Raw genomic sequence first — 22,011 nt, forward strand, 5'->3', positions numbered from 1 at the left:
AAAATTAAGTTAGGTTTGAGTTTAGAGCGCAAAAAAGCCATTCAAATTTAATAGTAATAAATTGAATTATAGTGTTTTAAAAAGTTAAAAAAATATTTTATGAAATCTTCTCGTTGACTAAGGCATTCTTAATCCAAATGCAGCATCCCGTAGCGACAACACCAATGCAAGCCATAAATAGCCAGTTAATTTGATAGCCAAATCGGGTAATAATTTCGAACCCAAGTTTAGAACTGATAATATGAGCCAAACTAAAACTCATAGTATAAAGCGCCATATAACGGCCTTCTTGCCCGCGTGGTGCACGGCTTAAAGCAAATGCATTAGAAAAGGGGAAAGTCAAAACTTCTCCTATAGAAATGCAAACCATGCTTACCACAAGAATTCCAGCCCAGAAATTGATGAGAAGTAAGAAGAAACTGGAAGCCATCACAAAAGATCCTATAATAATGATTCGGATTTTTGGAAAAGCTTTTCGTTCTAAAAAGCCAACCGTTGGCATTTCGAGAGAAAATATTAAAAGACCGTTGAGCGTCATTAAAAGACCTGTTTGGAATTCGCTTAAACCAAATTTTTCATTATGATATAAAGGAAGAGTAGTAAACAGCTGAAAGAAAATCATGGCTGTAATAAAACTTACAAATAAGAAAACCCAGAAAATTTTATCATGAAATACCGATTTTATTTCCGTAGCGCTTTCTGCTTTATCGTCGTGAGTTGCTTTTTTCTTTTCTTTTACCAGCAAAGCAAAAATTGAGATCGAAATAATACACGAAGCTCCATCAACCCAGAAGAGTCCAGAATAACCCATTCCCATAATAATTAAGCCTCCAAGAGCGGGACCAGCAGCGAAACCAAGATTTACAGCAAGACGTACCAGTGTAAGTGCTCGAGTTCTATTTTCGGGTTTTGCATAAGCCCCAAGAGACACAAACATAGCCGGGCGAAACATATCTGCAATCGTCATAAGAACAAACATCGCTGCGCAAAGCGACCAGAAAGTGGTAATATATTGTACAAAGAAAAGAGAAACTCCGCTGGTGAATAAACTAAAAATCATGATTTTATAAAACCCGATTTTATCTGATAATTTACCGCCAAGCCAAGAACCCAACATAGAGCCTAAACCAAACGCGACCATAATCCACCCAACTTGATTGTACGAAAAATGAAGATCTTCTTTTAAATATTTGGATAAAAAAGGAAGAACCATTGTTCCGGCGCGGTTAATAAAAGTAATGATAGCAAGAATCCAAACTTCTCGGGTAAAACCTCTAAAGTTGTTAATGTAGTGGGTTACGGCGTTTTTAAGCATTTTGTGTGATAAATTATCGTCACAAAGTTAGGAAACTTTGTCTCGTTAAGTGGTTGTCGTTTTGTTACTTTTGAACTATTTTTGCATAAAATTTCTAAGATGAAAACTATAAACGCCCTAGCTTTATTGTTGGTTTTTAATTTTGGCTTTGCTCAAAAAAAGTTTAGCAAAGCTGATGCTCAAAAATTTCAAAAGAAAATCAACTCAGAATACGCTGATCCTAAGACAAGTCCGTTAATGGCTGAAGATTTGAAGACTTTCAAAAGCTTAGATTTTTTTCCAATTTCTGAAACTTATTTTGTGAATGCGACGCTCGTGAAAGCTAAAGGCGGAAAAGCTTTTGACATGAAAACTTCTGGAGCCCGTACATCAAAGTATACTAAATATGGAACTTTAAACTTCAAAATAAACGGAAAATCATTTTCACTTGCCGTTTACCAAAGTCTCGAACTTTTGGTGCAGGAAAAATATAAAAACCATCTCTTTTTGCCTTTTTCAGATTTAACAAGCGGAAAACAAAGCTACATTGGAGGCCGATATATTGATTTGGAAGTTCCAAAAGGAAATACCATTGCAATTGATTTCAACCAAGCTTATAATCCGTATTGTGCTTACAACTATAAGTATTCTTGTCCGCTTGTGCCTCAAGAAAATGATTTAAAAATTGAAATCAAAGCAGGCGTAAAAGCTTTTCATTAATGGAATATTTTAATTTTCATACCCATCAATTTACCAATAAATCTAATGTTTTAGAGCTGGTTAACCAGTATCCAAAAGATTTTGATGCTACAATTCCGTTTTATTCTATCGGAATTCATCCGTGGTATATTGAGGAAAATCGAATTGATGAAGATTTGAAAATTATAAAAGAAAAACTGCAAACGCAAAATTGTCTTGCAATAGGCGAGTGCGGTTTAGATAAAAGAATTGAAGTGCCGTTTGATCTGCAGATTTCCGTGTTTGAAAAGCAATTAGAATTGGCAGAAGAATATAAGAAACCAGTCGTTATACATTGCGTTGCCGCATTCCAGGAAATCATGGCGATTAAGAAAAAAAGGAATATAAAAGTTCCAATGATTATTCATGGTTTTGCAAAGAACAATCAGTTGGCACAACAATTAATTACAGCTGGATTTTATCTTTCGTTTGGAAAATATCTATTGAAGAATCCAGATTTAAAAATGGTTTTTCAGAATGTTCCAAACGATCGTTTTTTCTTAGAAACCGATACAATTGAAGAATCAATTGTACAGATTTATGAATTGGCGGCCGAATATAAAGATTTAGATATAAAAGAATTGCAAGAGATTATTTCAAGTAATTATAAAAGTGTCTTTGAGTAATGTGAAAAGTCAAATGTAGTTTGTCAGGCTGAGCGGAGTCGAAGCCAACTAACAATTGGAACGCCCTTCGACTCCGCTCAGGGTGACAAAACTTGAAACATGAAACATGAAACAAAAAAATAAACAATAATAAAAAAACAACAAAGAAAGAATATATGGCAGAATGGACAGAAAGAGCTGAGCTTTTGTTTACTAAAGAAGGATTAGAAAATTTAAAAAAAGCTAACGTTTTAGTCGTTGGACTTGGAGGTGTTGGATCTTTTGCAGCAGAATTTTTAGCAAGAGCAGGAGTAGGGAATATGACAATTGTAGACGGAGACGTTGTAGATATTACCAATATTAACCGTCAATTGCCAGCTTTGCATTCTACAGTTGGTGAGCCTAAAATTAAAATTGTGGGAGATCGTTTGATGGATATTAATCCAGAATTAAATTTAACTCGTGTTCAAGAATTTCTATCTCCAGAACGCGCTTTCGAAATAGTTTCTCCAGAATTTGATTATGTTTTAGATTGTATTGACAGCATTACGCCAAAATTAAATTTAATTATGGGTGCCAAACGCAATAGAGTCAAAATCATCAGCAGTATGGGCGCTGGCGGAAAAATGTTGGCTTCTAAAGTAAAAGTGGCGGATATTTCTAAAACCATAAACTGTTATTTCTCTAAAACAATTCGTAAACGTCTTAGAGAGTTAAAAATCAACAAATTGAAAGTGGTTTTTTCTTCTGAAATTCAGGATGAAAAAAGCTTAAAATTAACAGACGGAAAAAACTTCAAAAAGTCATTCTACGGAACAAACAGCTATATGCCTGGATTATTTGGTTTGCATGCTGCTGAAACAGTGATTCGTTATTTATTATCTAAATAGGAACAAAGATTCAAAGTGACAAAGAGACAAAGTAACCAAAATGTGATTCGTTTCAGTACTTCAAGCTTTGCCCCTTTGTCACTTTGCCTCTTAGCAACTTAAAAAAAATGATTAAAACAGTAATTTTTGATATGGACGGCGTAATTGTTGACACAGAGCCTGTTCATCGTTATGCTTATTATTTGCAATTTTCAGAATTGAATATCGAAGTTCCTGAGGAAATGTACACCACATTTACAGGATTCTCGACTCGAAATACGTTTCAAACTTTGAAAAGTTATTTTCCGAGTGTTGAGCAGGAAGTAGAAGATTTGATTCAGAGAAAGAGAACTATTTTTAATGATGCTTTTGATACTAAAGAAGATTTATATCTTCTAGATGGTGTTGAAGATTTAATTAAAGATTTGTATAAGAACGGAATCCAATTAATTTTAGCTTCTTCGGCTTCTAAAGTAACTATCGATCGTGTTTTTACAAGATTTAATCTGCACCAATATTTTACCCATATTGTGAGCGGAGAAGATTTCCCTCAGTCAAAACCAAACCCGGCGATATTTATTCATGCGGCTTCCTTGTCTGTGGCTCCAAAAGAAGAATGCATCATTATCGAAGACAGCACAAATGGCATCAAAGCAGCAAAAGGAGCAGGGATTTACTGTGTAGGATACAAGAGCGAGCATTCGCACCATCAGGATTTATCAGAAGCGGACTTAGTTATCGATCATTTTAACGAATTAAATGCAGAAAAAATATCACAGTTAAAGGCTTGAATTATATAAAATTTAACATTTGTTAGCTGATTGAATTTGTAAATTTGATAAAAAATAAAACTTAAAATAATGAAGAAACTACTTATTGCTTTAGCCCTGATCCTAGCTCCATTAGCATCAGAAGCACAAGTAAAAACACCGCAAGCAAGTCCAAAAGGATATATTAAACAAACTGTTGGTTTAACTGATGTTGAAGTTACGTATTCAAGACCGGGAGCAAGAGGAAGAGCTGTGTTCGGAAATTTGGTTCCGTTTGGGAAACTATGGAGAACAGGAGCTAACGAAAATACCATCATCAATTTTAGCGACGATGTAATAATCGATGGAAAAACGCTAAAGAAAGGAAAATACGCGATTTATACCGTTCCTAGAATCGAAAGCTGGGATATCATTTTCTATCTTTCTACAGACAACTGGGGATTGCCAGAAAACTGGAGCGATTCTTATGTAGCTTTAAAAACTACGGTAAAAGAAGAGGCATTGCCAACTCCTGTTGAAACATTTACAATTGGGATTAACGGTTTAGATCCAAATTTTGGATATTTAGATATTGCTTGGGAAAACTCTCATGTAGCTTTAAAATTTGAAGTGCCAACTGCTAAAATCGCTACAGCAAGTATCGACAAAGCTCTGGCTGGTCCAACTTGGAACGATTATTTTGCAGCATCTCAATATTTATTTCAAGCAAACGGAAATATCGAAACTGCTAGAACTTACGTAGACAAAGCTTTAGATATGAGTTCAGACAAACCATACTATGTATTAAGATTAAAATCTCAAATACAAGCAAAACAAGGTGACAAAAAAGGTGCAGTAGAAACGGCAAAAGCTTCTTTAGCATCTGCTGAAGCGGCAAACAACGCTGACTACGTAAAATTGAACAAAGACAGTATCGCAGAGTGGAGCAGATAATAATGCTGCGGATTATTAAATTCCAATTTTAAAATATCAAATTCCAAAGCTTTCGGGTTTTGGAATTTTTTTTTGCTTTTTTTAAACGCAAAGGGCGCAAGGTTTTTTTTAATATAGAACGTAATAATAACGCAAAGTTCGCAAAGCTTTGTGTTTTTAAAAATAAATATAGACAGACTTGTCTGTTTGTTTTAAAAAGTATTATATTTGCAGAGTAAATAATTTGATATGCAACCAAAAGAAAGAATTTTAGAAAAGACTTTTAACTTGTTTCATAAACAAGGTTATAACGCTACGGGGATAAATCAGATTATTGAAGAGGCCAAAGTAGCAAAGGCTAGTTTTTATCAGCATTTCAAATCAAAAGAAGATTTATGTGTTGCTTTTTTAGAAAAGCGCCATTCTTTTTGGTTTGATCAGCTACTAAAATTTACTGTAAATGCTGAAGATTCGAATTCGAAGATTACAATGTCTTTTGACTTTTTGATTTTTATGAATAAAAAAGAGGACTTCAGAGGCTGCAGTTTTTTAAATATACTTTCAGAAATTCCGTCAGATAATGTAAAGATACTTAGCGTTATCCAGAATCATAAAAGTGATTTACGGACTTATTTTAGAGATATTTTAAACGATGATTTACTATCAGATCACGTATATCTGCTATTTGAAAGCTGTATTATCGAAAGTCAGTTATTTAAGTCAGATCAGTTAATAGAACAATCAAAAAAAATAATTCAAACTTTAATTTAAATAGTATGGAACAGAAATTACCATTGCCTCCTTTCACTTTAGAAACGGCATTAGAAAAAATTCAATTGGCAGAAGATGCTTGGAATAGTCAAGATCCTGAAAGAGTTTCAAAAGCGTATACCATTGATAGCGAATGGAGAAACAGAGATAAATTTGTAAACGGACGAGATGAAATCGTTCCTTTTTTGACTGAAAAGTGGAAAAAAGAGAAAAACTACAAGTTAAAAAAAGAATATTGGGCTCATACCGATAACAGAATTGCAGTAAGATTTGAGTATGAATACCAAGATAATGATGGAAAATGGTTTCGTGCTTACGGAAATGAAAACTGGGAATTTGATGCAAATGGTTTAATGCAGAAAAGATTTGCCAGTATAAACGATCTTCAAATTTCTGAAGAAGACAGAAAATTTAAGTAATGGTTTTGAAGTAAAACTTGGAATTTGGAATTTTAGATATTGGAATTTAATTCATAGAGGGCGGTTCAGGAATCTTGATTGTTTTTTTGATTTTCTTTATCAAAAGATAAAAAGTAATTCCTCCTAGAATTATGAGCAGCGCAATTTGAAGCTGGCCAAGGACATTGTTTTTATTATACATGGCATTTGCCGCTTCAAGTTTTGCTTTTCCTTCTTTAATTTGAATTTGAGAAAGAGATTCCAACGTTTTTAAAGCTTCGGCACTAGAATTGGCTATTTTGTCCCAGTTTTTACTTTCAACTTGTTTATTGATTTCTTTGCAAGAACTTAAAAAAGCGTCAAAATACTGTTTTTCTTTATTGGTTAAAACTGTTTTAGCATACAGATCGTCAATATTATGAATAATATCGAGCGTATGAATAATTTCATCTTTTTTAATATTATCGCTTAAATTCAGTTTTTCAGCTTCGGCTTTTATAAAATGAAGTTGCTTGGAATATTGAAAAATATAATGCGCTACAACCAATCGATCTTTGTAAATCGCATTGATATTATCATTTACATTTTTGGAATTTCGAAGCGTATTAAAATTGCCTAGTAAAATAATCAGCATTACAACTAACAGAATAAAAGCGGCTTTGGTTTTATTGCTGTATTTTTTTTGGTCTTTCATAACGCTTTTTTTTAGATTACTAAAACTTTAATCAATCATTTTGTTTTCAATAAGCTCTATATTTTTTATAGATGCCAAAGGAGTAATCTTGATCTTTTTATTCCCTTTAACAAAATAGAAATAGTACAAACTGTTATTTCCAATAACATAAACATTTTTAGATTCTCCCTCATTAAAATCAATCTGATAGCTGTAATCTAATCTGTTTTCTTTTAACTTTTTTGTGGTAAAATAACCACCAGCAAATCCGTAACCTAGAAAAAAAGACAACAAGAAAAGTACAAGAGATTTTATAGCAATAGAATTATAATAACTTTTGGTTTCTGCAGGAGTTAATTCGTCAGTTGATTTTAACTCAAAAGATCTTTTTACATACGCCACATTTTTATACTTAGCCAAAAAAGATGGAAGGTAAAAATGAATTACAAAGAGCACGATTATCGCTCCCAGAATTATAGGGTTTGAAGTAAATTCAGCGATTGGACTTATTAAAACATCCATTATAGTAGAATATCTTAATATATTAATTCCGAATTGATAATAATAAATGCTGTCTTTAAGTATTCCCATCATAATTAGGAAGAGATATCCGAAAGGCAATAGCTTTTCTAAATCGTCTGAAATCTTCATTTCTTTAGTTTAAAATTAGTTTGGTTTTAGTGGTAGTATTATATCACACTAAAATAATCTTTTTTTACTTACAAAAATTGAAGAATTGTATTTGAAGAAAATAGTTTTGTGAATTTTAAGGAGCTGTTTCCTGCTGTCCGCTATATCTTTTGTCTCGTTAAAGAAACGAGACAAAAGGATGTCGCTACCATCAGGGCTAGGGTATCGGTGTTACTTGAGAGATTTTTTAATTAGTGATGAAGTTTGTTTATTAACGATATCTGCTGCTTTATGAAGAAAATTTGGAGATACACAATCTCCATAGCTAATGTAAACAATATGATTATCATCTTTTAAATTTTCATTTTTTTGCTGTTGAGTTAAGTAACTTTCCATGCCACTAAATAAATAAACAGGATTTCCTTCATTAAACAATTGTGTAGTTATTCCTATTAGTCTTTGTTCGCCAGCCATTTGTAAATCAATTTCTTTACAAGATAAAAGAAAAGAACAATTGATTAAAGAGCAAAATTTGGAACTTTTAAATCCGTAATTCATTAATATTTCATTTCCTTGATTTAAATTATCAAAGCATTTCGTGTACAATTGAGCAGAAATCGAAGTGTCTTCAGCTGTACTAGAATCATCAAGATTTTGACTTTCAGCCAAAAAAAATGAAAAGAATGACAGCAATAAGAACACTTTCTGATTCATTTTAATCTAAAATTATTTCATTATCATGATCAGATTTTCCTCTGAAAAATAAAAACTGCAATATTTCAGATAATACGATTGTCAAAATAGCTCCGATAAAGTTCAGCCATAAATAACCCAGTTTTTCCTGGCTGTAAATCATAAAATAATAAATTACAAAAATAGTCAGCTGACTGATAATTGCGCTAATGAACATCGGTTTTGCTTTAACTCGTTTAGAATAAAAAGCAACAAGAAATATTCCTAAAACGGTTCCGTAGAAAATTGAACCGATAATGTTTACAAGCTGAATAAGATTTTCAAATAAAGTTCCCACGCACGCAAAAAGTATCGCTACAACTCCCCAAAATAGAGTAAAAAACTTAGTAACATTCAAATAATGCTTTTCTGATTTTTCTTCTTTCTGATTTCGTTTGTAAATGTCAATTGCGGTTGTAGAAGCCAATGCAGTTAATCCAGAAGCGGTAGAAGACATTGCTGCTGAAAGAATAACGGCTAATAGCAATCCGATCAAGCCTTTTGGCAGATAATGCAGGATAAAATGGAAAAAGACATAATCTTTATCATTAGTTTCGGTATTGCTATCGGCTCTCGAAATAATGTCTTTGGCTTTATCGCGAAGATCTTTTTCTTTATTAGACAATGCAACCAATTCTTTACGCAAAATCGGATTGTCGTAATCTTGATTTAACTGATCGATATACAATAAATTGATCACTTTTTTATCTTCTGAAAGTTTGACCAATTTTTGTTCTAAAGCATGGTATTCTTCTTTAAAAGCTGATTTTTCAATTGCAATCTTGTTATTCGGATTGAAATTTAAAGGAACCGGATTGAATTGAAAAAACACAAAAACCATAACTCCTGTCAAAAGAATAAAGAACTGCATTGGTACTTTTAGAAGTCCGTTCATGATTAATCCCATCTGACTTTCGCGAACTGATTTCCCAGATAAATAGCGTCCAACTTGAGATTGGTCTGTTCCAAAATAGGCAAGAGCCAAAAAGAAACCTCCCGTAATACCACTCCAAAAAGTATATTTTTCTTCAGGATTAAAAGAAAAATCAACAATATTCATTTTGTCATTTGCACCAGCAATATGTAGCGCACTGGTAAAAGTCATATCGTTTGGAAGATAATGGAGAATCAGAAAAAAGGTGATAAACATTCCAGACATAATGACAAACATCTGCTGTTTTTGCGTCACGTTTACTGCTTTTGTTCCTCCTGAAAAAGTATAGATAATTACCATTACTCCAATAATGATATTCATTACAGTCAAATTCCAACCCAAAAGAGCAGATAAAATAATAGCTGGCGCGTAAATCGTTAATCCAGTTCCTAAACCTCTTTGCACTAAAAACAAAATAGCGGCAAGAGAACGTGTTTTAACATCAAATCTTTTTTCTAAAAATTCGTAAGCCGTAAAAACTTTGCTTTTATGATATAGCGGAATAAAAGTCACACAAATGACAATCATCGCAATTGGAAGTCCAAAATAGAATTGCACAAAACCCATACCGTCATGATAGGCTTGTCCAGGCGTAGATAAAAAGGTAATCGCACTTGCTTGTGTGGCCATTACAGAAAGTCCGACAGTATACCAAGGCGTTTCATTATTTCCTAAAATGAAATCCTCTACGTTTTTACTGCCTCGGGTTTTCCAAGAGCCATATCCAACGATAAATAATAAGGTGACAATAAGTACGATCCAGTCAAATAGCTGCATAGGTTATGAGTATAATTGCATGATTAAAAAGAAAATAGCAATATAAATTGCATTGGCTACCAGAACATAAGTGTAGCTTTTTTTCCATTTTTTTGTTTTTTTAGCTTCCATATTTTATTGCTTTAAATCTTGTTTAGGAGCTTCAATTGGCTGTTTTAGAGAAATAATATTCGATAATAATCGATAGGCACCAGAAACGCCTTCTGGCAATTCTCTAAAGAAACTCAAACCTGTATAGATGTAATATCCTTTTCCGTATGGCGCAACAAGCAAAGCTCCGTCTTTAGCAGATTCTCCTTTGTCGTGCGACGAAATAATAGGAGTGAAGGCAGGATCGTATTCATTTGGATAATACAAACCTTGTTCTTGTGTCCAGCCTTTAAAATCATTTTCTGAGATTTTATTTGGCGTATTTAAAACAGGATGATTTGGTGCTAGAAAAGTAATTTTTGCATTTTCTTCGGTTACGCGATCATTTGATAATTTTAACGGATACGGAGCAATTTTATCGGTTACCAATTTTCCGTTTGTATTGTACTGCACAATCATATTTTTACCGCTTTTTACAAAATTAAAAAGAATGTTTTGCTTGTTGGCCAAAGCATTTACGGTATTGTAAGCACGGATTCCGGTAATTACAGTGCTGAAAGAATCTAGTTTTTCTGGCGTAATTTCATCAGGTTTTATAACAGAAACTTTGTATCCCATTTGCGCTAAACTTTCAGGAACTTCGTCTCCTGCGCCCATGATGTAAGCAATAGCATCGCCAGAAGTTCTTAAATCCATTCTAATAAATTTTGATTCAGCCGGTTTTAAAACCATTTGTTTGGTAATATGACTGAATTCTATAATAGTCTGATCTTTGTCAAAACGTTTATTGTCAACAATTGCAACGCTTTTTGCTGTAACTTCTTCTGGATTAACAGGCGGTGTCACTTCAAAATAAAAGATTTGTTCAGTGCCTTTCTTCTCTAAAGCAAACGGAATTTCTTTTGGAGAAATACTCCAGCTTTTTGGCAATTCTAATTGTAGATTTCCTTTAATATTGTCTTTTCCTGCGCGTACTTTCACCGGAATCATTTTGCTTTTGGTATCTCTAAAAAGCAAAACTCTTTCTAAAATTGAAGTAGTAACTTCTGGAACTATATCTAGAAAATTATACATTTCGCCTTTTACGCCGTCGTTGTATTTGTACACAACCGTACGTTCAAACGGAATTTCGATATCATTGATTTTTACATTAAAAACAACTTTTGTCTCTCTAATAATATCTGGAATTCCAATAATTTCCTGATTAGAAACGGTATACATTCCAACAGTAGCTTTTTCTTTTAACCAATAAGGCTGCGTATATTCCATATTGCTTGGAAGCTGTAGCGACAGGTTGATTTTTTGATCGTTATTGTTTTTTAAAATAATGTTTTGAGCTGTAGTCTGATTGTCTGGAAGTGTTGTTACGCTAACTAACTGCATTCGAACTGCACATCTGTTAATCGCTTCAATACTTAATTTAATTGTGCTTCCTGGAGTTGCTTCTTGTTCATTGGCAACGGCTTCAAGGTATAAGCCAGAACAAGAGGCGATTATGTTTTTTATAGCAGCAGATTTAATATTTTTCCAGTGTGTATCGTCTAAAGCTTGAATCATAGAATAGGCTTTAACTAAATCTGGAATACTGGCAGAAGGATTGCTGAAATCGTATTTTGAGATAATAGAAGCAATCAAATCACCAACTGGTTTTCCGTTTTTAACGCGATTCCAGCTTGTGTCAATTCCGTCAAATAAATTATCGCGTTCTTTTGGGGTTTCACCATTAATTAGTTCCAGATATTCTGTTTCTTCACCGCGAACTCCAGTGCTTCCAAATCCTTGCGATTGGTGACGGCTTCGGCTTAAAGCTGCGATTTCTTGGTTTGATTTACCAATTCCTGTGTAGTAAACGCCGGTTTCAAGTTTTGTAAATTTAGATTTATTGGCAGCATCAAATTTTTCTTGGCTTCCGTAAAACCACCAAGAAGGATTAAAAAACTGGCGTTTTACCTGCCAAGGCGTAACATATTTTAATTGTTCAGGATAAACTTTCGGATCATTCGTTAATTTAAAACTTTCAACACTCAACATAGCAGAGGAAGTGTGATGCCCGTGCGTTGTGCCTGGCGAACGGTGATCAAATCTATTAATAATAATGTCTGGCTGAAATTTTCTGATAGTCCAAACTACATCGGCTAAGACTTTATCTTTGTCCCAGATATCTAAAGTTTCTGATGGATTTTTTGAAAAACCAAAATCATTCGCCCTCGAAAAGAATTGTTCGCCTCCATCTATTTTTCGAGCTTCAATTAATTCTTGAGTTCTAATAACACCAAGTAATTCGCGCAATTGCGGACCAATTAAGTTTTGCCCGCCATCACCGCGAGTAAGCGATAAATAAGCTGTTCTGGCATTCATATCATTGGCTAAATACGAAATCATTCTAGTGTTTTCATCATCTGGATGCGCGGCAAGATACAATACTGAACCTAAAAAGTTTAATTTTTTGATTTGATTGTAAATTTCAACTGAATTTGGTTTTTGTGGCTGCTGTGCAAATGAAATTTGAAAACCTATAAAAAATAGAAGAATGATTTGAATCTGTATTTTTCGCATATTCTGGTTAATTGTTTTTTTTGAAAGTGCTTCAAAAATACTAATTATTTTATGGAACAGTATTTAAATGAAATGTTAATGATCGTTATTTGACAGTTATTTGACAGTTATTTGAAAATAAAAACAAAAAAAGCTGCCAGTTTAATTCTGACAGCTTTTTGAAAATATATATTTGAGCCTTTATCGCTTATTTCAATTTGTTCTCTGTATCAACGTAGTTTCCAGTAATGGTAACATTGCTTCCTTTGGTCACTTTTCCATAAATAGTAATTGTAGAAGTGTTGCCAATAAAGTTGATTTTAGCACCGCTGTTCAATCTTAAATCTCCCCAAATTACAACAGATCCCTCAACTTGCAATGTAGCTTTATCGTTGATAATCAATTCTGTTGGAGACGATTGCTGGTATTTACCTTGAGATAAACTTCCTCTCATATTAAATGTACCACCGCTGTTTAAAGTCAAATTGCTTAAAACGGCAATCGAACCGCAATGTGTTAAAGTTGCACCATTATTAATAATTGCTGAATTAATAGCCGTTGCTCCTTGGTACGATTTTACTTCATTAGAATTTAAAATCAAATCTCTTCCTTGATTATACAAACCATAAGTTAAACAGCTTGCAAAAGTAGTATTTAGCTTTTCCATTTTAATGATTTTCAAACCGCCTGTTCCGCTTGCCACATAAATATAGTTACCACTTGATTTTACGTAGTTTGAAGAACCTGCGATTCCTACAGAACCTAACAAATTAAGCTGTGTTGCAGATTGATACACATTAAGTCCTAAAGCTCCGTTTGCAACAAATGCATAACCGTCATTGTAAGAAACGGCATTGGTTACATTGTCTTCACCAGCAGTTGCAATTCCGATAGTCTGCAATTTAGATCCGCTGTTGATGTCGTAAACGCCAAGACCGTTTGGACCTTCAGAAACAAAAAGTTTTGTTCCGTCAACATCCATCGTTCTTTTTGCACCGCTTACATCTGTAGAAGTTGTAAAGCTTTTTTGCAAAGCTAGATTTGACTGATTATAGATGTTAACTCCTTTATTTCCGCTTAAAGTAACAACTTTATCACTTGTTAGAGCAACAGAACGCAAATCTGTTACAGCAGCTTTTCCTGCAATTACTTTTGTAGAACTGCTTACTTTATACAAACTTCCGTTGTCTCCTGTTACCGCAAAATAGTTAGAAGCATTAGCCGCAACATCTGTTGTCACTCTGCTTTCTAAATAATTTGTAGTTAAATTGCTAGTCAATAATCCTGAGCTTAATGGCATATTAAATACAATTGCCGGATTTCCTGCAAGCTGAGCATCTTTATCCACATCTTTTGCAGCTCCAATAATTAAATTTGATCCTGAAAAAGTTAGAGAAGTAATATCAGTATTTGGAATTAGGGCAGAAGTGACCAATTTAGGTTTGTAAGGATCCGAAACATCAATAACGTCAATAGCTCCAGAATAAGCATCGCCTCTCATAATATAAGAAACATAAGCATAATTTCCGTTTACTGTTACGTGACTAGCTTGTAATGTTCTACCGCTTGCATCAACTGGCGGTTTAACTTCGGCAATTTGAACTAAAGGAAAAGTCGTAGTCGCTGTTTCAGCAGCTTTTCCTGTCAAAGAACCGTTTTCGATCGAGATTACCCCAGAATTAGTTAGGTCAAGCCTTTTGTTTAAAGTAGATTGATCTGAGGTAATAGTAATGTTATCTGACGATTGTCCACCGTTATTGCTGTCATTGTTATCGTCACAGCCTATTAACAGTGACATTGATAAAAATGAAAGCAAATAAACATTCTTTTTCATAAATTTCTTTTTTGGGTTTTAAAATTCGGCGCAAATATATAGTTTAAATGAATTGAACAAGGGTTTTAATAGAGAAACTTATTGTTATACAGTCATTTATATTAAATATACAACATTTTAACAAAACATCAGATTAAACAAATCATAAAAAAAAGAGAGTATCATTTTTTTGATACTCTCTTGTGTTGATTACTAGTAATTTAGCATTATCTTCTTCCTCTTCCGTGATCATGGTCATGATCGTGGTCGTCATGGTCATGTCTTCCGTGGTGTTTATCGTGTTTGTCGTAATGTTTGTAGTCTTTACGATCGTAATGACGACGCTCACTGTAACCATAAACCGGTCTTGGTTTGTAAGGTCTTTGCGGCGCTCCGTGGTAACCTCTATAGTATTTTACTTTATGACGGTCAAAGTAGGTGTACGGAGTTCTACCATGATAATCTGTCAATACTACTTTGTAACCTCCATACAAATCATAGTTTCTATATTGTCTAGGCAAGTATCTTGCTCTTACCCATTTTCCTCCTCCAAAATAGATGAATTGAGATGCACGAACATCATAGTAAGCCTCAACATCTGGAAGATAGTAATATTCCATTTCTGTATATCCTGCTGGTCCCCAAGCCGGTGGAGATCCAATGTTAACGTTTACCGATACTTGGGCTTGCGTGGCGTTTGCAACCATTAGAAATAATCCGGCGATTGCTAATTTTATCGTTTTCATCTTTTTTATTTTTTTAAATGTTATTCTTGAATAGGGATATTCACATACTGTGCCAAAAAATAAAAACAGATGTTTTTCGTCGAATAAAAATGCATTTTATCGAATTTAGAATAACCCGAAAAGATGTAATTGTTTGAATTTTAAAACTTTAATTATTCGAAGAAAAAAGTAAAAAAATTATCTGTAATCGACAATTCTAGGTTTTGCGAGTTCAAAATTTTGCAATTTGTAATCGGTGGTTTCAAAAGTATTGGTTTTGAAAACATTATCGCCTTGCTGCGGAATACTTGGGTAATAGGAAAGAGATAGCTGGAACGAACTGAAAACCAAATAGTCATTGTTGATAAGCAGTCCTACGGTAATTTTAGAATAGGGTTTGCTTTTGGTCATAGCCACTTCTGGACTTCCTAATACGGCAACTGAATAATTAAAAAATGGGTTTAAACGAAAACCTAACAAAGAATGAGGCGAATAGGTTTGGGTTTGAAGGGATAAAACTGCTTTACTGGTTCCGTAAACTGCACTGTTGAATCCAGGAATACCATTAATTTCATTTATATTTAATTCATCTGCAATAATATTATCTCTATTAATACCAATAACAAATTTTGGATTAACGAATTGTCTCAATTTCCAATTTCCAATAGTGTATAATTTGGTAAAATAATTCGATTCTAATAAAAATGCCGTCTGATAGGTTTTGGACTGATGGAAAAAAGTTCCTGCCTCAAAATTCATACTTAAGAAACCCAAACGATAGTAATTTCCAAAAGAATATTGCGCTCCAATATATGGCCTCCAGTAAGTGTTTTTGTACTGATAGCCAAAAGTAATTCCGTAGATTCTTCCCGTAGCGACGTCTTCGGTCTGCCCATTTCTAAAAATATAACTATCCTGAATAAATTTTCGTGTATTTAAACCTATTCCACTTAAAATCAGCTTTTCGTCAGAAAAAAAATGATCAGGATCGTACTCTTCAGTTGGTGTTTCACTAAAATTTTTATTCATAAATCTTGCCGTCGCAATAAGATTGGTAATGGCTTTATGAGGATCTTCAAAAACTTTAAAAGCGCGTCCCGCCCAGAGATCTTGAGACGTATATTTTACAGGTTGGTAAGCATAAGTAAGATCGGGAGCTTGAAGGGTATCTTTACGAAAATATTCATCAACATATACACCACCAGCCCATTTGGTCAGAGGAGAGTAGAAGTCTCGCTCAACATTTATACTTTTAATATAATTATTGTCTAAGTCCATATTATAATGGAGAACAGTTCCAATATAAGTGTTTTTAATATTCGGAACCGTATAAGTAACTTCATTAGCAGTTCGTCCATCATCAAAGCGATTTGTAAAACGATATTCTAATTGCTGGCCAGATCCAAAAAAATCTTTTTCTTTAAAACCCACGGAAACTCGATTACTCGAAATAGAAAACCTCGGAATCGTACTCCAAGAATCCAAAACACGAATTGTAACATCTACTGAATCTGAAGCTTGTCCAACGCTCTGATTCGAAATTCGAACTGCCGTAACATAGCGCTGTGCACGAATCAAACGTTCAGACTCCAGAACTTTATAGGTATTATAAGGTGTATTTTTCTTAAAAAGCAACAAATTATAAATCGCTATTTTTTTTGTTTTTAAGTGAAGTCGGTTACCCATTCTTTCTCCCCAATTTTTAGGCATTTGAGTGGTATCGGCAACCGAATGTCCAAAAGGATCTAACGTAATAATATTGATTTTTCGAATAATTTTTCCTTCGTAATTGGTTGAATCAATCTTAACAAGCAATTCTTCTTTTTTCTTAGACTTTTTAGATCTGAAAAACAATTTATGCATGGTCTGCGTAAATTTATTTTTCTTAGAGTAATTTCTAATTTTGGTATAAATCTCCGTACTGTCTTTTTTGGTTTTTGGCTCTTTTTTATTCTGATCTACCTGCGCATATCCGCTTTGTAAGCAAAAGCACAGCAAAATAAAAAACAGTATTTTTTGATGTAAAGACATGCGGTAATTTTCTTCTAATAAAGATTAAGTTTTATGAATATAAGGAATAAATAAATGCTATGCTAGCATAACGCTTTTTTAATTTTCTGCAGGAATTTTTCTTTTCCTCCAAGCAAATTTTCGGGGCACATGATTTCCCATGAGATAACCCCAGGCTGAAAGCGATTCAATTCGATCAAAAATGATTTTTAAGATAGCCAAAAGCGGGATGGCTAAAAACATTCCAGCAATTCCCGCAGCCGCACCGCCAACAATAATTCCCATAATCGAAACAAAAGCGTTTATTTCTACTTTAGAATTAATAATTAAAGGGACAAGCAGATTATTATCTATAAATTGGACAATAATATTTACAATAAGGATTCCGGTAATTACAGACATTTCTCCCGATCCTGTTAAAGATGCAAGGACAGTAATAATTCCTGCAATTGTAATTCCGATATACGGAATAAGATTCAAAATTCCCGTAATTAATCCGAGAAGAATAAAGTATTTAATACCAATTATCCATAGCCCCAAACTGGTTAAGACCGAAACCACAATCATTTCGATAATTAGACTTACGATATAATTGTTGATCGAAACTTTTATCTGTCCTAAAATATCCTGCAAAACATCATGATTTTCTTTTTTGATTAGTTTCGCAAAAAACAGTTTAAAGTGTTCTTTATAAATTAGAAATAGAAAAGTATAAATAATCATTATGGTGCTGTCTAAAAGGACATCACTTATAGAAATTATAAACGAACCCAATTTTGCCTGACCCGTTTTAACTGAGTCTTGAGTAACAGAATCCAAGTATTTTTTTTGTTCACCTATACTGACCTCGAAATTCTCTCGTATGAATTTGTGAATTTCAAGGATAAAAGCATTTGCATTTTTCTTTATCGTATCAAAATCATTTGCCATGTAGGTGACTTGATAGGAGATAAAAACCAGAATTCCAGCTATCACCGATATAAAAATGATCATACAGATTAACGCTGCAAGATGTCTAGGGAACTTAAGTTTGGTATTTAAAAATGTAAAAATCGGAAGCAATAAAACGGCAAATAAAAATGCCATTAGAATTGGTGTAAGTATATTTTTTCCGAGACAAAAAATGAATGCAAAACAAATTAAAGTTACAAGAATAAAGGAAAGTTTTGCATAGAACGGTAAAGTTATGGGCCGAGTCATTTTATTTTTATTTAGCTGAATTTATAAAACAAATATTACACTTTATTTGTCTTTTTCTGTTCTAGCTTTTTTTCTGGCCGTTATAAAATTCCCATTAGATTTTAGTCAAAAAACTCGCGTTCTTCATACTTTGCCGGAATAATTGAAATTCCTTTTTGCAACAATAAATTGTTTGGGAAAACGATTTTTTCTCCTTCTTTTGTTTTTAAGCTTACGTGAAACGTATTGATATCTTCAATTTCAGCTTCTATAGGAAAATCTTTGTCGTGTATTTTAATCGTATCTCCAATTCGGAAAGGGAAGGAGAAAAATAAAACCATTCCAGAAGTAATGTTGCTCAGAATAGACCATTGCGCAAACATGGCAACGCCAATTACCGTTGCAATAGACGAAATTGTAATAAAAATATCTTCTGTCTGAACTCCCCAAATTACAATTAAACTTGTGACTATGAGAATGTTCATCAAAATATTGATGTACTTGATAATTAAATTGGTGCGATGCTCAAATAATTGGCTTGTAGAAGCAAAGCGTCTTATCAGTTTGGCAACTATCATTCGAAGCACTATCAAAACAGCTATAAGAATGATTGTGGCAATTATTTCGCGGCTATACTCTTTAAAAGAAAACATAAATAAATTTTTACACTAATGTAATCAAAAATTCGTAAACTTTGGCTGTCGGAAGTCCCATAACATTGGTATACGAGCCTTCTACTTTTGCAACTGCCATAAAACCAAACCATTCCTGAATGCCATAAGCACCGGCTTTATCGTAAGGTTTGTAATTTTCGATATAATATTGAATCGCTTCGTCAGACAAATCGTTAAAAGTTACCTTTGTAACATCATTAATCAGGGTAGAAGAGGAGTTGGTTTTAAAGCAAACCGATGTAAAAACTTCGTGAGAAGTATTCGACATAGATTTAATCATGGCAAAAGCTTCTTCAGCGTTTTTTGGCTTTCCTAAAGCTTTATTTTGATGCCAAACAATCGTGTCGCTTGTAACTAGAATTTCATTCTCATTTAATTCTCCTTCAAACGCATTTGCTTTTAGTTCAGCAAGATAATCGGTGATTTCAGCCGCTTTTAATTCTGGGGGATAAATTTCTTCCACATCTTTTAAGCGAATTTCAAAATCAAGGTCTAAATCCTTAAAGAACTGTTGTCTGCGCGGAGATCCCGACGCCAAAATGATTTTATATTTTTTTAGTTTTTCTTTAAGCATTGTATTTGATATTTAAGGCAATAACCAAGATTGATAAAATTCCGAAGAACAAAATAAGTTTTAAAATACTGCTTAAATGATGAAAATCTTTCTGCGATTTTGCACTAAAGATTTTTACAATAAAATAAAGCAAAGGTGCTAAAACTGTTATAAAAGCGTAAAATACAGCAATGTAAAGCTTATTTTGCATGAAATAAGTATTGCAGTAAAGTCCACACATAATAAAAGCAACAATCGCAAAACCTAAAGCAATTTTCGCAGCTCTGTTCACCCCGATTGCCACTGGGAGCGTATTAAATCCCATATTGTAATCGCCATTTACATCTTCAATGTCTTTTACGATTTCGCGAATAAAATTGATCATAAAAGCAAACAAAGCATAATCGGTCAGAATAGAAAAAAGACTAGCCATTTGTGCTTGATTTTCTCCCGTAGTAGCTGGGAAAAGATCAAAAACGCCAATAATTAATACGCTTGCCGCTAAAAGCAATGCCACTACAAAATTGCCTAAAATCATGATTTGTTTTAGCGTTGTCGCATAAAAATATAAAAGGGAAGCAATTAGAATAAAAAGTGACGCAAAAGTCGGCCTCATGATGATATTCGACAAAATAAAACCGATGGCAACTCCAGAAATGTTCAATCCGATATAAATATTGTAGGCAGCGGTTTCTGAGATTCCTTTTCCAACCACAACATCGTTTGGTTTATTAATAGTATCGGTTCCAACATCATAAATATTATTGATTACGTAACCTGCAGCAGCCAGTAAAACGGTGCTCAAAACGAGTAAGCCGTATTGCCAGTCAGCCAATGCCAGCGGAACTTCCTGCTGTTTTAAAAAAGCATAACGAAAGAGCAGCTGCATAAAAGCAAGCATTAGTAAATTTTTATATCGAATAAGATTTAGGAATTTCATTTTTCTAAGGTTCTGAGTTGCTAAGGGGCTAAGGTTCTGCGTTTTATTTAATCTAAAATCAGAAATCTAAAATTGTTTAATCGTGTTTTCCGTTAAAGTAATCCATCCATTTTCCCTGCACTTTCATTACTTGTTCAATTACGTCTCTCACGGCGCCACGTCCGCCTTTTACATGCGAAATATAGCGGCAGATATTTTTAATTTCTGGACTAGCATCTTGCGGGCAAGTTGGAAGACCGACTAGTTTCATAACATGAAAATCTGGAATGTCATCTCCCATATATAAAACATTTTCGTGTTTGATATTGTTTGCATCTATATATTCTTGCAATGTTTTTACTTTGTCAGGAGTTCCTAAATAAACATCTTTAACTCCAAGATTATTAAGGCGAATACGAACGCCTTCGTTGCTTCCTCCAGAAATAATGCAGACATGGTAACCACTTTCAATAGCTGCTTTCATAGCATAACCATCACGTATATTCATTGTTCTTAACATTTCGCCTTCATTAGTTACAAAAACAGAACTGTCTGTAAGTACGCCGTCTACATCAAAAACAAACGTTGTGATGTCATTCATTATTTCTTTATAACTTTTTGCCATTATGCTGTATAGATTGTGTTAGGATTTTATAGATATTTTTTTTGTTTTCTTCTTGTAAAAAAGCCACATGCGCATCGGTAGTAATAGAATCGTGGCGTACGGCTGGACCAGTTTGCGCATCAATCGGATCAAGGGTATTAATTTTGTCTGCAGTTTCCTGAATTAAAGGTCTTAAAACAGCAAACGGAACTTGATTTTCTTCACAAATTTCCTGTCCCATTTGGTATAAGTGATTAGTAAAATTGCTCACAAAAACAGCAGCGACGTGAAGCGCTTTACGCTGTTCTGAACTTATCGGATAAACAGCAGTTGAAACGCTTTTTGCTATGGTTTCTAAAAGTTTAAAATCGGCCGTATTTTCTGCTTCCAAACAGAAAGGAATAATAGAATAATCTAATGTTTTATTCTTAGAAAATGTCTGAAGCGGATAAAAAACACCCCTACGATTTTTAGGATCTAAAAGCGCTATAGAAGATGTGCCCGAAGTATGCACAACCAACTGATTGTTGAAAGGAAGCTGTTCTGAAACTTCTGTAATAGCATTGTCTGAAACCGAAATAATGTGCAAATCAGACGGCTCTAATTGAGCAAGATCGGTTACAATCTTTTCAGAATCAATTAAATGAAGTAAAGCTTCTCGCTTTCGCGAAAAAACCTGTTTAATTTCAACAATTTTGCTGGCAGAAAAAGCCTTTATCAAATGCTGCGCAACGTTGCCGGAACCGATTATTGTTATCTGAATCATGAAAGCAAAATTAGTATTATTTTTTACAAAGCTATTCTGT

The 22,011-nt window shown here is 33.6% G+C and carries 22 protein-coding genes; 7 read left to right on the forward strand and 15 right to left on the reverse strand.

Going from position 1 to position 22,011, the window contains the following annotated elements; genetic code table 11:
* Positions 1 to 97 precede the first annotated feature (97 nt).
* Positions 98 to 1,315 (reverse strand): MDR family MFS transporter, encoded by a 1,218-nt coding sequence (locus ACWA1F_RS06700; protein WP_456892674.1) that lies wholly within the window; start codon positions 1,313 to 1,315, stop codon positions 98 to 100.
* Positions 1,316 to 1,414: 99 nt separating this feature from the next.
* On the opposite strand from ACWA1F_RS06700, the gene ACWA1F_RS06705 reads away from it, so the two are divergent.
* The 7 genes from ACWA1F_RS06705 (at position 1,415) to ACWA1F_RS06735 (ending at position 6,378) form a co-directional block, all read left to right on the forward strand.
* A complete protein-coding gene (locus ACWA1F_RS06705) occupies positions 1,415 to 2,014 on the forward strand; it encodes a DUF1684 domain-containing protein (RefSeq protein ID WP_456892676.1) in 600 nt (199 codons plus the stop codon).
* Positions 2,014 to 2,658, forward strand: coding sequence for a TatD family hydrolase (locus tag ACWA1F_RS06710; RefSeq protein ID WP_456892678.1), 645 nt, complete (start codon positions 2,014 to 2,016; stop codon positions 2,656 to 2,658). Before ACWA1F_RS06705 ends, ACWA1F_RS06710 begins: the two co-directional genes overlap by 1 nt.
* 155 nt (positions 2,659 to 2,813) lie before the next feature.
* The gene (locus ACWA1F_RS06715; protein ID WP_456892680.1) at positions 2,814 to 3,527 is read left to right on the forward strand and encodes a tRNA threonylcarbamoyladenosine dehydratase; all 714 of its coding nucleotides are present in this window, start codon (positions 2,814 to 2,816) and stop codon (positions 3,525 to 3,527) included.
* Between the two features lie 107 nt (positions 3,528 to 3,634).
* A complete protein-coding gene (locus ACWA1F_RS06720) occupies positions 3,635 to 4,297 on the forward strand; it encodes an HAD family hydrolase (protein WP_456892682.1) in 663 nt (220 codons plus the stop codon).
* A gap of 69 nt (positions 4,298 to 4,366) precedes the next feature.
* Positions 4,367 to 5,209: a DUF2911 domain-containing protein gene (locus ACWA1F_RS06725; protein WP_456892684.1), complete on the forward strand. Its 843-nt coding sequence runs from the start codon at positions 4,367 to 4,369 to the stop codon at positions 5,207 to 5,209.
* Positions 5,210 to 5,437: 228 nt separating this feature from the next.
* A complete protein-coding gene (locus tag ACWA1F_RS06730; RefSeq protein WP_456892686.1) occupies positions 5,438 to 5,959 on the forward strand; it encodes a TetR/AcrR family transcriptional regulator in 522 nt (173 codons plus the stop codon).
* A gap of 5 nt (positions 5,960 to 5,964) precedes the next feature.
* On the forward strand, positions 5,965 to 6,378 hold the full coding sequence (locus ACWA1F_RS06735; RefSeq protein WP_456892688.1) for a DUF1348 family protein: 414 nt from the start codon (positions 5,965 to 5,967) through the stop codon (positions 6,376 to 6,378).
* A 46-nt stretch (positions 6,379 to 6,424) separates the two neighbouring features.
* On the opposite strand, the gene ACWA1F_RS06740 is transcribed toward ACWA1F_RS06735, so the two are convergent.
* From ACWA1F_RS06740 to ACWA1F_RS06805, 14 genes are all read right to left on the reverse strand, one after another.
* A complete protein-coding gene (locus ACWA1F_RS06740; RefSeq protein WP_456892690.1) occupies positions 6,425 to 7,051 on the reverse strand; it encodes an MCP four helix bundle domain-containing protein in 627 nt (208 codons plus the stop codon).
* 27 nt (positions 7,052 to 7,078) lie between these two features.
* A complete protein-coding gene (locus tag ACWA1F_RS06745) occupies positions 7,079 to 7,681 on the reverse strand; it encodes a hypothetical protein (protein WP_456892692.1) in 603 nt (200 codons plus the stop codon).
* A gap of 210 nt (positions 7,682 to 7,891) precedes the next feature.
* A complete protein-coding gene (locus tag ACWA1F_RS06750; RefSeq protein ID WP_456892694.1) occupies positions 7,892 to 8,329 on the reverse strand; it encodes a hypothetical protein in 438 nt (145 codons plus the stop codon).
* Between the two features lie 46 nt (positions 8,330 to 8,375).
* Positions 8,376 to 10,103 (reverse strand): sodium:solute symporter family protein, encoded by a 1,728-nt coding sequence (locus ACWA1F_RS06755; RefSeq protein ID WP_456892696.1) that lies wholly within the window; start codon positions 10,101 to 10,103, stop codon positions 8,376 to 8,378.
* Between the two features lie 114 nt (positions 10,104 to 10,217).
* Positions 10,218 to 12,749 carry a PIG-L family deacetylase gene (locus ACWA1F_RS06760; protein ID WP_456892698.1) on the reverse strand — a complete coding sequence of 844 codons (2,532 nt, stop codon included), beginning with the start codon at positions 12,747 to 12,749 and terminating at the stop codon, positions 10,218 to 10,220.
* 187 nt (positions 12,750 to 12,936) lie between these two features.
* Positions 12,937 to 14,562 carry an LVIVD repeat-containing protein gene (locus tag ACWA1F_RS06765; protein ID WP_456892700.1) on the reverse strand — a complete coding sequence of 542 codons (1,626 nt, stop codon included), beginning with the start codon at positions 14,560 to 14,562 and terminating at the stop codon, positions 12,937 to 12,939.
* A 206-nt stretch (positions 14,563 to 14,768) separates the two neighbouring features.
* Positions 14,769 to 15,287, reverse strand: coding sequence for a hypothetical protein (locus tag ACWA1F_RS06770; RefSeq protein WP_306154917.1), 519 nt, complete (start codon positions 15,285 to 15,287; stop codon positions 14,769 to 14,771).
* 177 nt (positions 15,288 to 15,464) lie between these two features.
* On the reverse strand, positions 15,465 to 17,297 hold the full coding sequence (locus ACWA1F_RS06775) for a hypothetical protein (protein WP_456892702.1): 1,833 nt from the start codon (positions 17,295 to 17,297) through the stop codon (positions 15,465 to 15,467).
* A 78-nt stretch (positions 17,298 to 17,375) separates the two neighbouring features.
* Complete coding sequence (locus tag ACWA1F_RS06780) at positions 17,376 to 18,476, reverse strand: AI-2E family transporter (protein ID WP_306154921.1); 1,101 nt, start codon at positions 18,474 to 18,476, stop codon at positions 17,376 to 17,378.
* Positions 18,477 to 18,577: 101 nt separating this feature from the next.
* Positions 18,578 to 19,108 carry a mechanosensitive ion channel domain-containing protein gene (locus tag ACWA1F_RS06785; protein WP_456892704.1) on the reverse strand — a complete coding sequence of 177 codons (531 nt, stop codon included), beginning with the start codon at positions 19,106 to 19,108 and terminating at the stop codon, positions 18,578 to 18,580.
* Positions 19,109 to 19,118: 10 nt separating this feature from the next.
* Positions 19,119 to 19,703 carry a Maf-like protein gene (locus ACWA1F_RS06790; protein ID WP_456892706.1) on the reverse strand — a complete coding sequence of 195 codons (585 nt, stop codon included), beginning with the start codon at positions 19,701 to 19,703 and terminating at the stop codon, positions 19,119 to 19,121.
* Complete coding sequence (locus ACWA1F_RS06795) at positions 19,696 to 20,622, reverse strand: geranylgeranylglycerol-phosphate geranylgeranyltransferase (RefSeq protein WP_456892708.1); 927 nt, start codon at positions 20,620 to 20,622, stop codon at positions 19,696 to 19,698. Before ACWA1F_RS06795 ends, ACWA1F_RS06790 begins: the two co-directional genes overlap by 8 nt.
* A 76-nt stretch (positions 20,623 to 20,698) precedes the next feature.
* Positions 20,699 to 21,226, reverse strand: coding sequence for a KdsC family phosphatase (locus ACWA1F_RS06800; RefSeq protein WP_456892710.1), 528 nt, complete (start codon positions 21,224 to 21,226; stop codon positions 20,699 to 20,701).
* A complete protein-coding gene (locus ACWA1F_RS06805) occupies positions 21,210 to 21,971 on the reverse strand; it encodes a Rossmann-like and DUF2520 domain-containing protein (protein WP_456892712.1) in 762 nt (253 codons plus the stop codon). The genes ACWA1F_RS06800 and ACWA1F_RS06805 overlap by 17 nt, the downstream gene beginning before the upstream one ends.
* Between the last annotated feature and the right edge of the window lie 40 nt (positions 21,972 to 22,011).

This window comes from Flavobacterium erigeronis, from assembly GCF_054075165.1.

Excerpts from the sequence above, each read along its gene's own strand:
- ACWA1F_RS06700 (WP_456892674.1), bottom strand. The coding sequence starts at position 1,315 with ATGCTTAAAAACGCCGTAACCCACTACATTAACAACTTTAGAGGTTTT.
- ACWA1F_RS06705 (WP_456892676.1), top strand. The coding sequence starts at position 1,415 with ATGAAAACTATAAACGCCCTAGCTTTATTGTTGGTTTTTAATTTTGGC.
- ACWA1F_RS06710 (WP_456892678.1), top strand. The coding sequence starts at position 2,014 with ATGGAATATTTTAATTTTCATACCCATCAATTTACCAATAAATCTAAT.
- ACWA1F_RS06715 (WP_456892680.1), top strand. The coding sequence starts at position 2,814 with ATGGCAGAATGGACAGAAAGAGCTGAGCTTTTGTTTACTAAAGAAGGA.
- ACWA1F_RS06720 (WP_456892682.1), top strand. The coding sequence starts at position 3,635 with ATGATTAAAACAGTAATTTTTGATATGGACGGCGTAATTGTTGACACA.
- ACWA1F_RS06725 (WP_456892684.1), top strand. The coding sequence starts at position 4,367 with ATGAAGAAACTACTTATTGCTTTAGCCCTGATCCTAGCTCCATTAGCA.
- ACWA1F_RS06730 (WP_456892686.1), top strand. The coding sequence starts at position 5,438 with ATGCAACCAAAAGAAAGAATTTTAGAAAAGACTTTTAACTTGTTTCAT.
- ACWA1F_RS06735 (WP_456892688.1), top strand. The coding sequence starts at position 5,965 with ATGGAACAGAAATTACCATTGCCTCCTTTCACTTTAGAAACGGCATTA.
- ACWA1F_RS06740 (WP_456892690.1), bottom strand. The coding sequence starts at position 7,051 with ATGAAAGACCAAAAAAAATACAGCAATAAAACCAAAGCCGCTTTTATT.
- ACWA1F_RS06745 (WP_456892692.1), bottom strand. The coding sequence starts at position 7,681 with ATGAAGATTTCAGACGATTTAGAAAAGCTATTGCCTTTCGGATATCTC.
- ACWA1F_RS06755 (WP_456892696.1), bottom strand. The coding sequence starts at position 10,103 with ATGCAGCTATTTGACTGGATCGTACTTATTGTCACCTTATTATTTATC.
- ACWA1F_RS06760 (WP_456892698.1), bottom strand. The coding sequence starts at position 12,749 with ATGCGAAAAATACAGATTCAAATCATTCTTCTATTTTTTATAGGTTTT.
- ACWA1F_RS06765 (WP_456892700.1), bottom strand. The coding sequence starts at position 14,562 with ATGAAAAAGAATGTTTATTTGCTTTCATTTTTATCAATGTCACTGTTA.
- ACWA1F_RS06770 (WP_306154917.1), bottom strand. The coding sequence starts at position 15,287 with ATGAAAACGATAAAATTAGCAATCGCCGGATTATTTCTAATGGTTGCA.
- ACWA1F_RS06775 (WP_456892702.1), bottom strand. The coding sequence starts at position 17,297 with ATGTCTTTACATCAAAAAATACTGTTTTTTATTTTGCTGTGCTTTTGC.
- ACWA1F_RS06780 (WP_306154921.1), bottom strand. The coding sequence starts at position 18,476 with ATGACTCGGCCCATAACTTTACCGTTCTATGCAAAACTTTCCTTTATT.
- ACWA1F_RS06785 (WP_456892704.1), bottom strand. The coding sequence starts at position 19,108 with ATGTTTTCTTTTAAAGAGTATAGCCGCGAAATAATTGCCACAATCATT.
- ACWA1F_RS06790 (WP_456892706.1), bottom strand. The coding sequence starts at position 19,703 with ATGCTTAAAGAAAAACTAAAAAAATATAAAATCATTTTGGCGTCGGGA.
- ACWA1F_RS06795 (WP_456892708.1), bottom strand. The coding sequence starts at position 20,622 with ATGAAATTCCTAAATCTTATTCGATATAAAAATTTACTAATGCTTGCT.
- ACWA1F_RS06800 (WP_456892710.1), bottom strand. The coding sequence starts at position 21,226 with ATGGCAAAAAGTTATAAAGAAATAATGAATGACATCACAACGTTTGTT.
- ACWA1F_RS06805 (WP_456892712.1), bottom strand. The coding sequence starts at position 21,971 with ATGATTCAGATAACAATAATCGGTTCCGGCAACGTTGCGCAGCATTTG.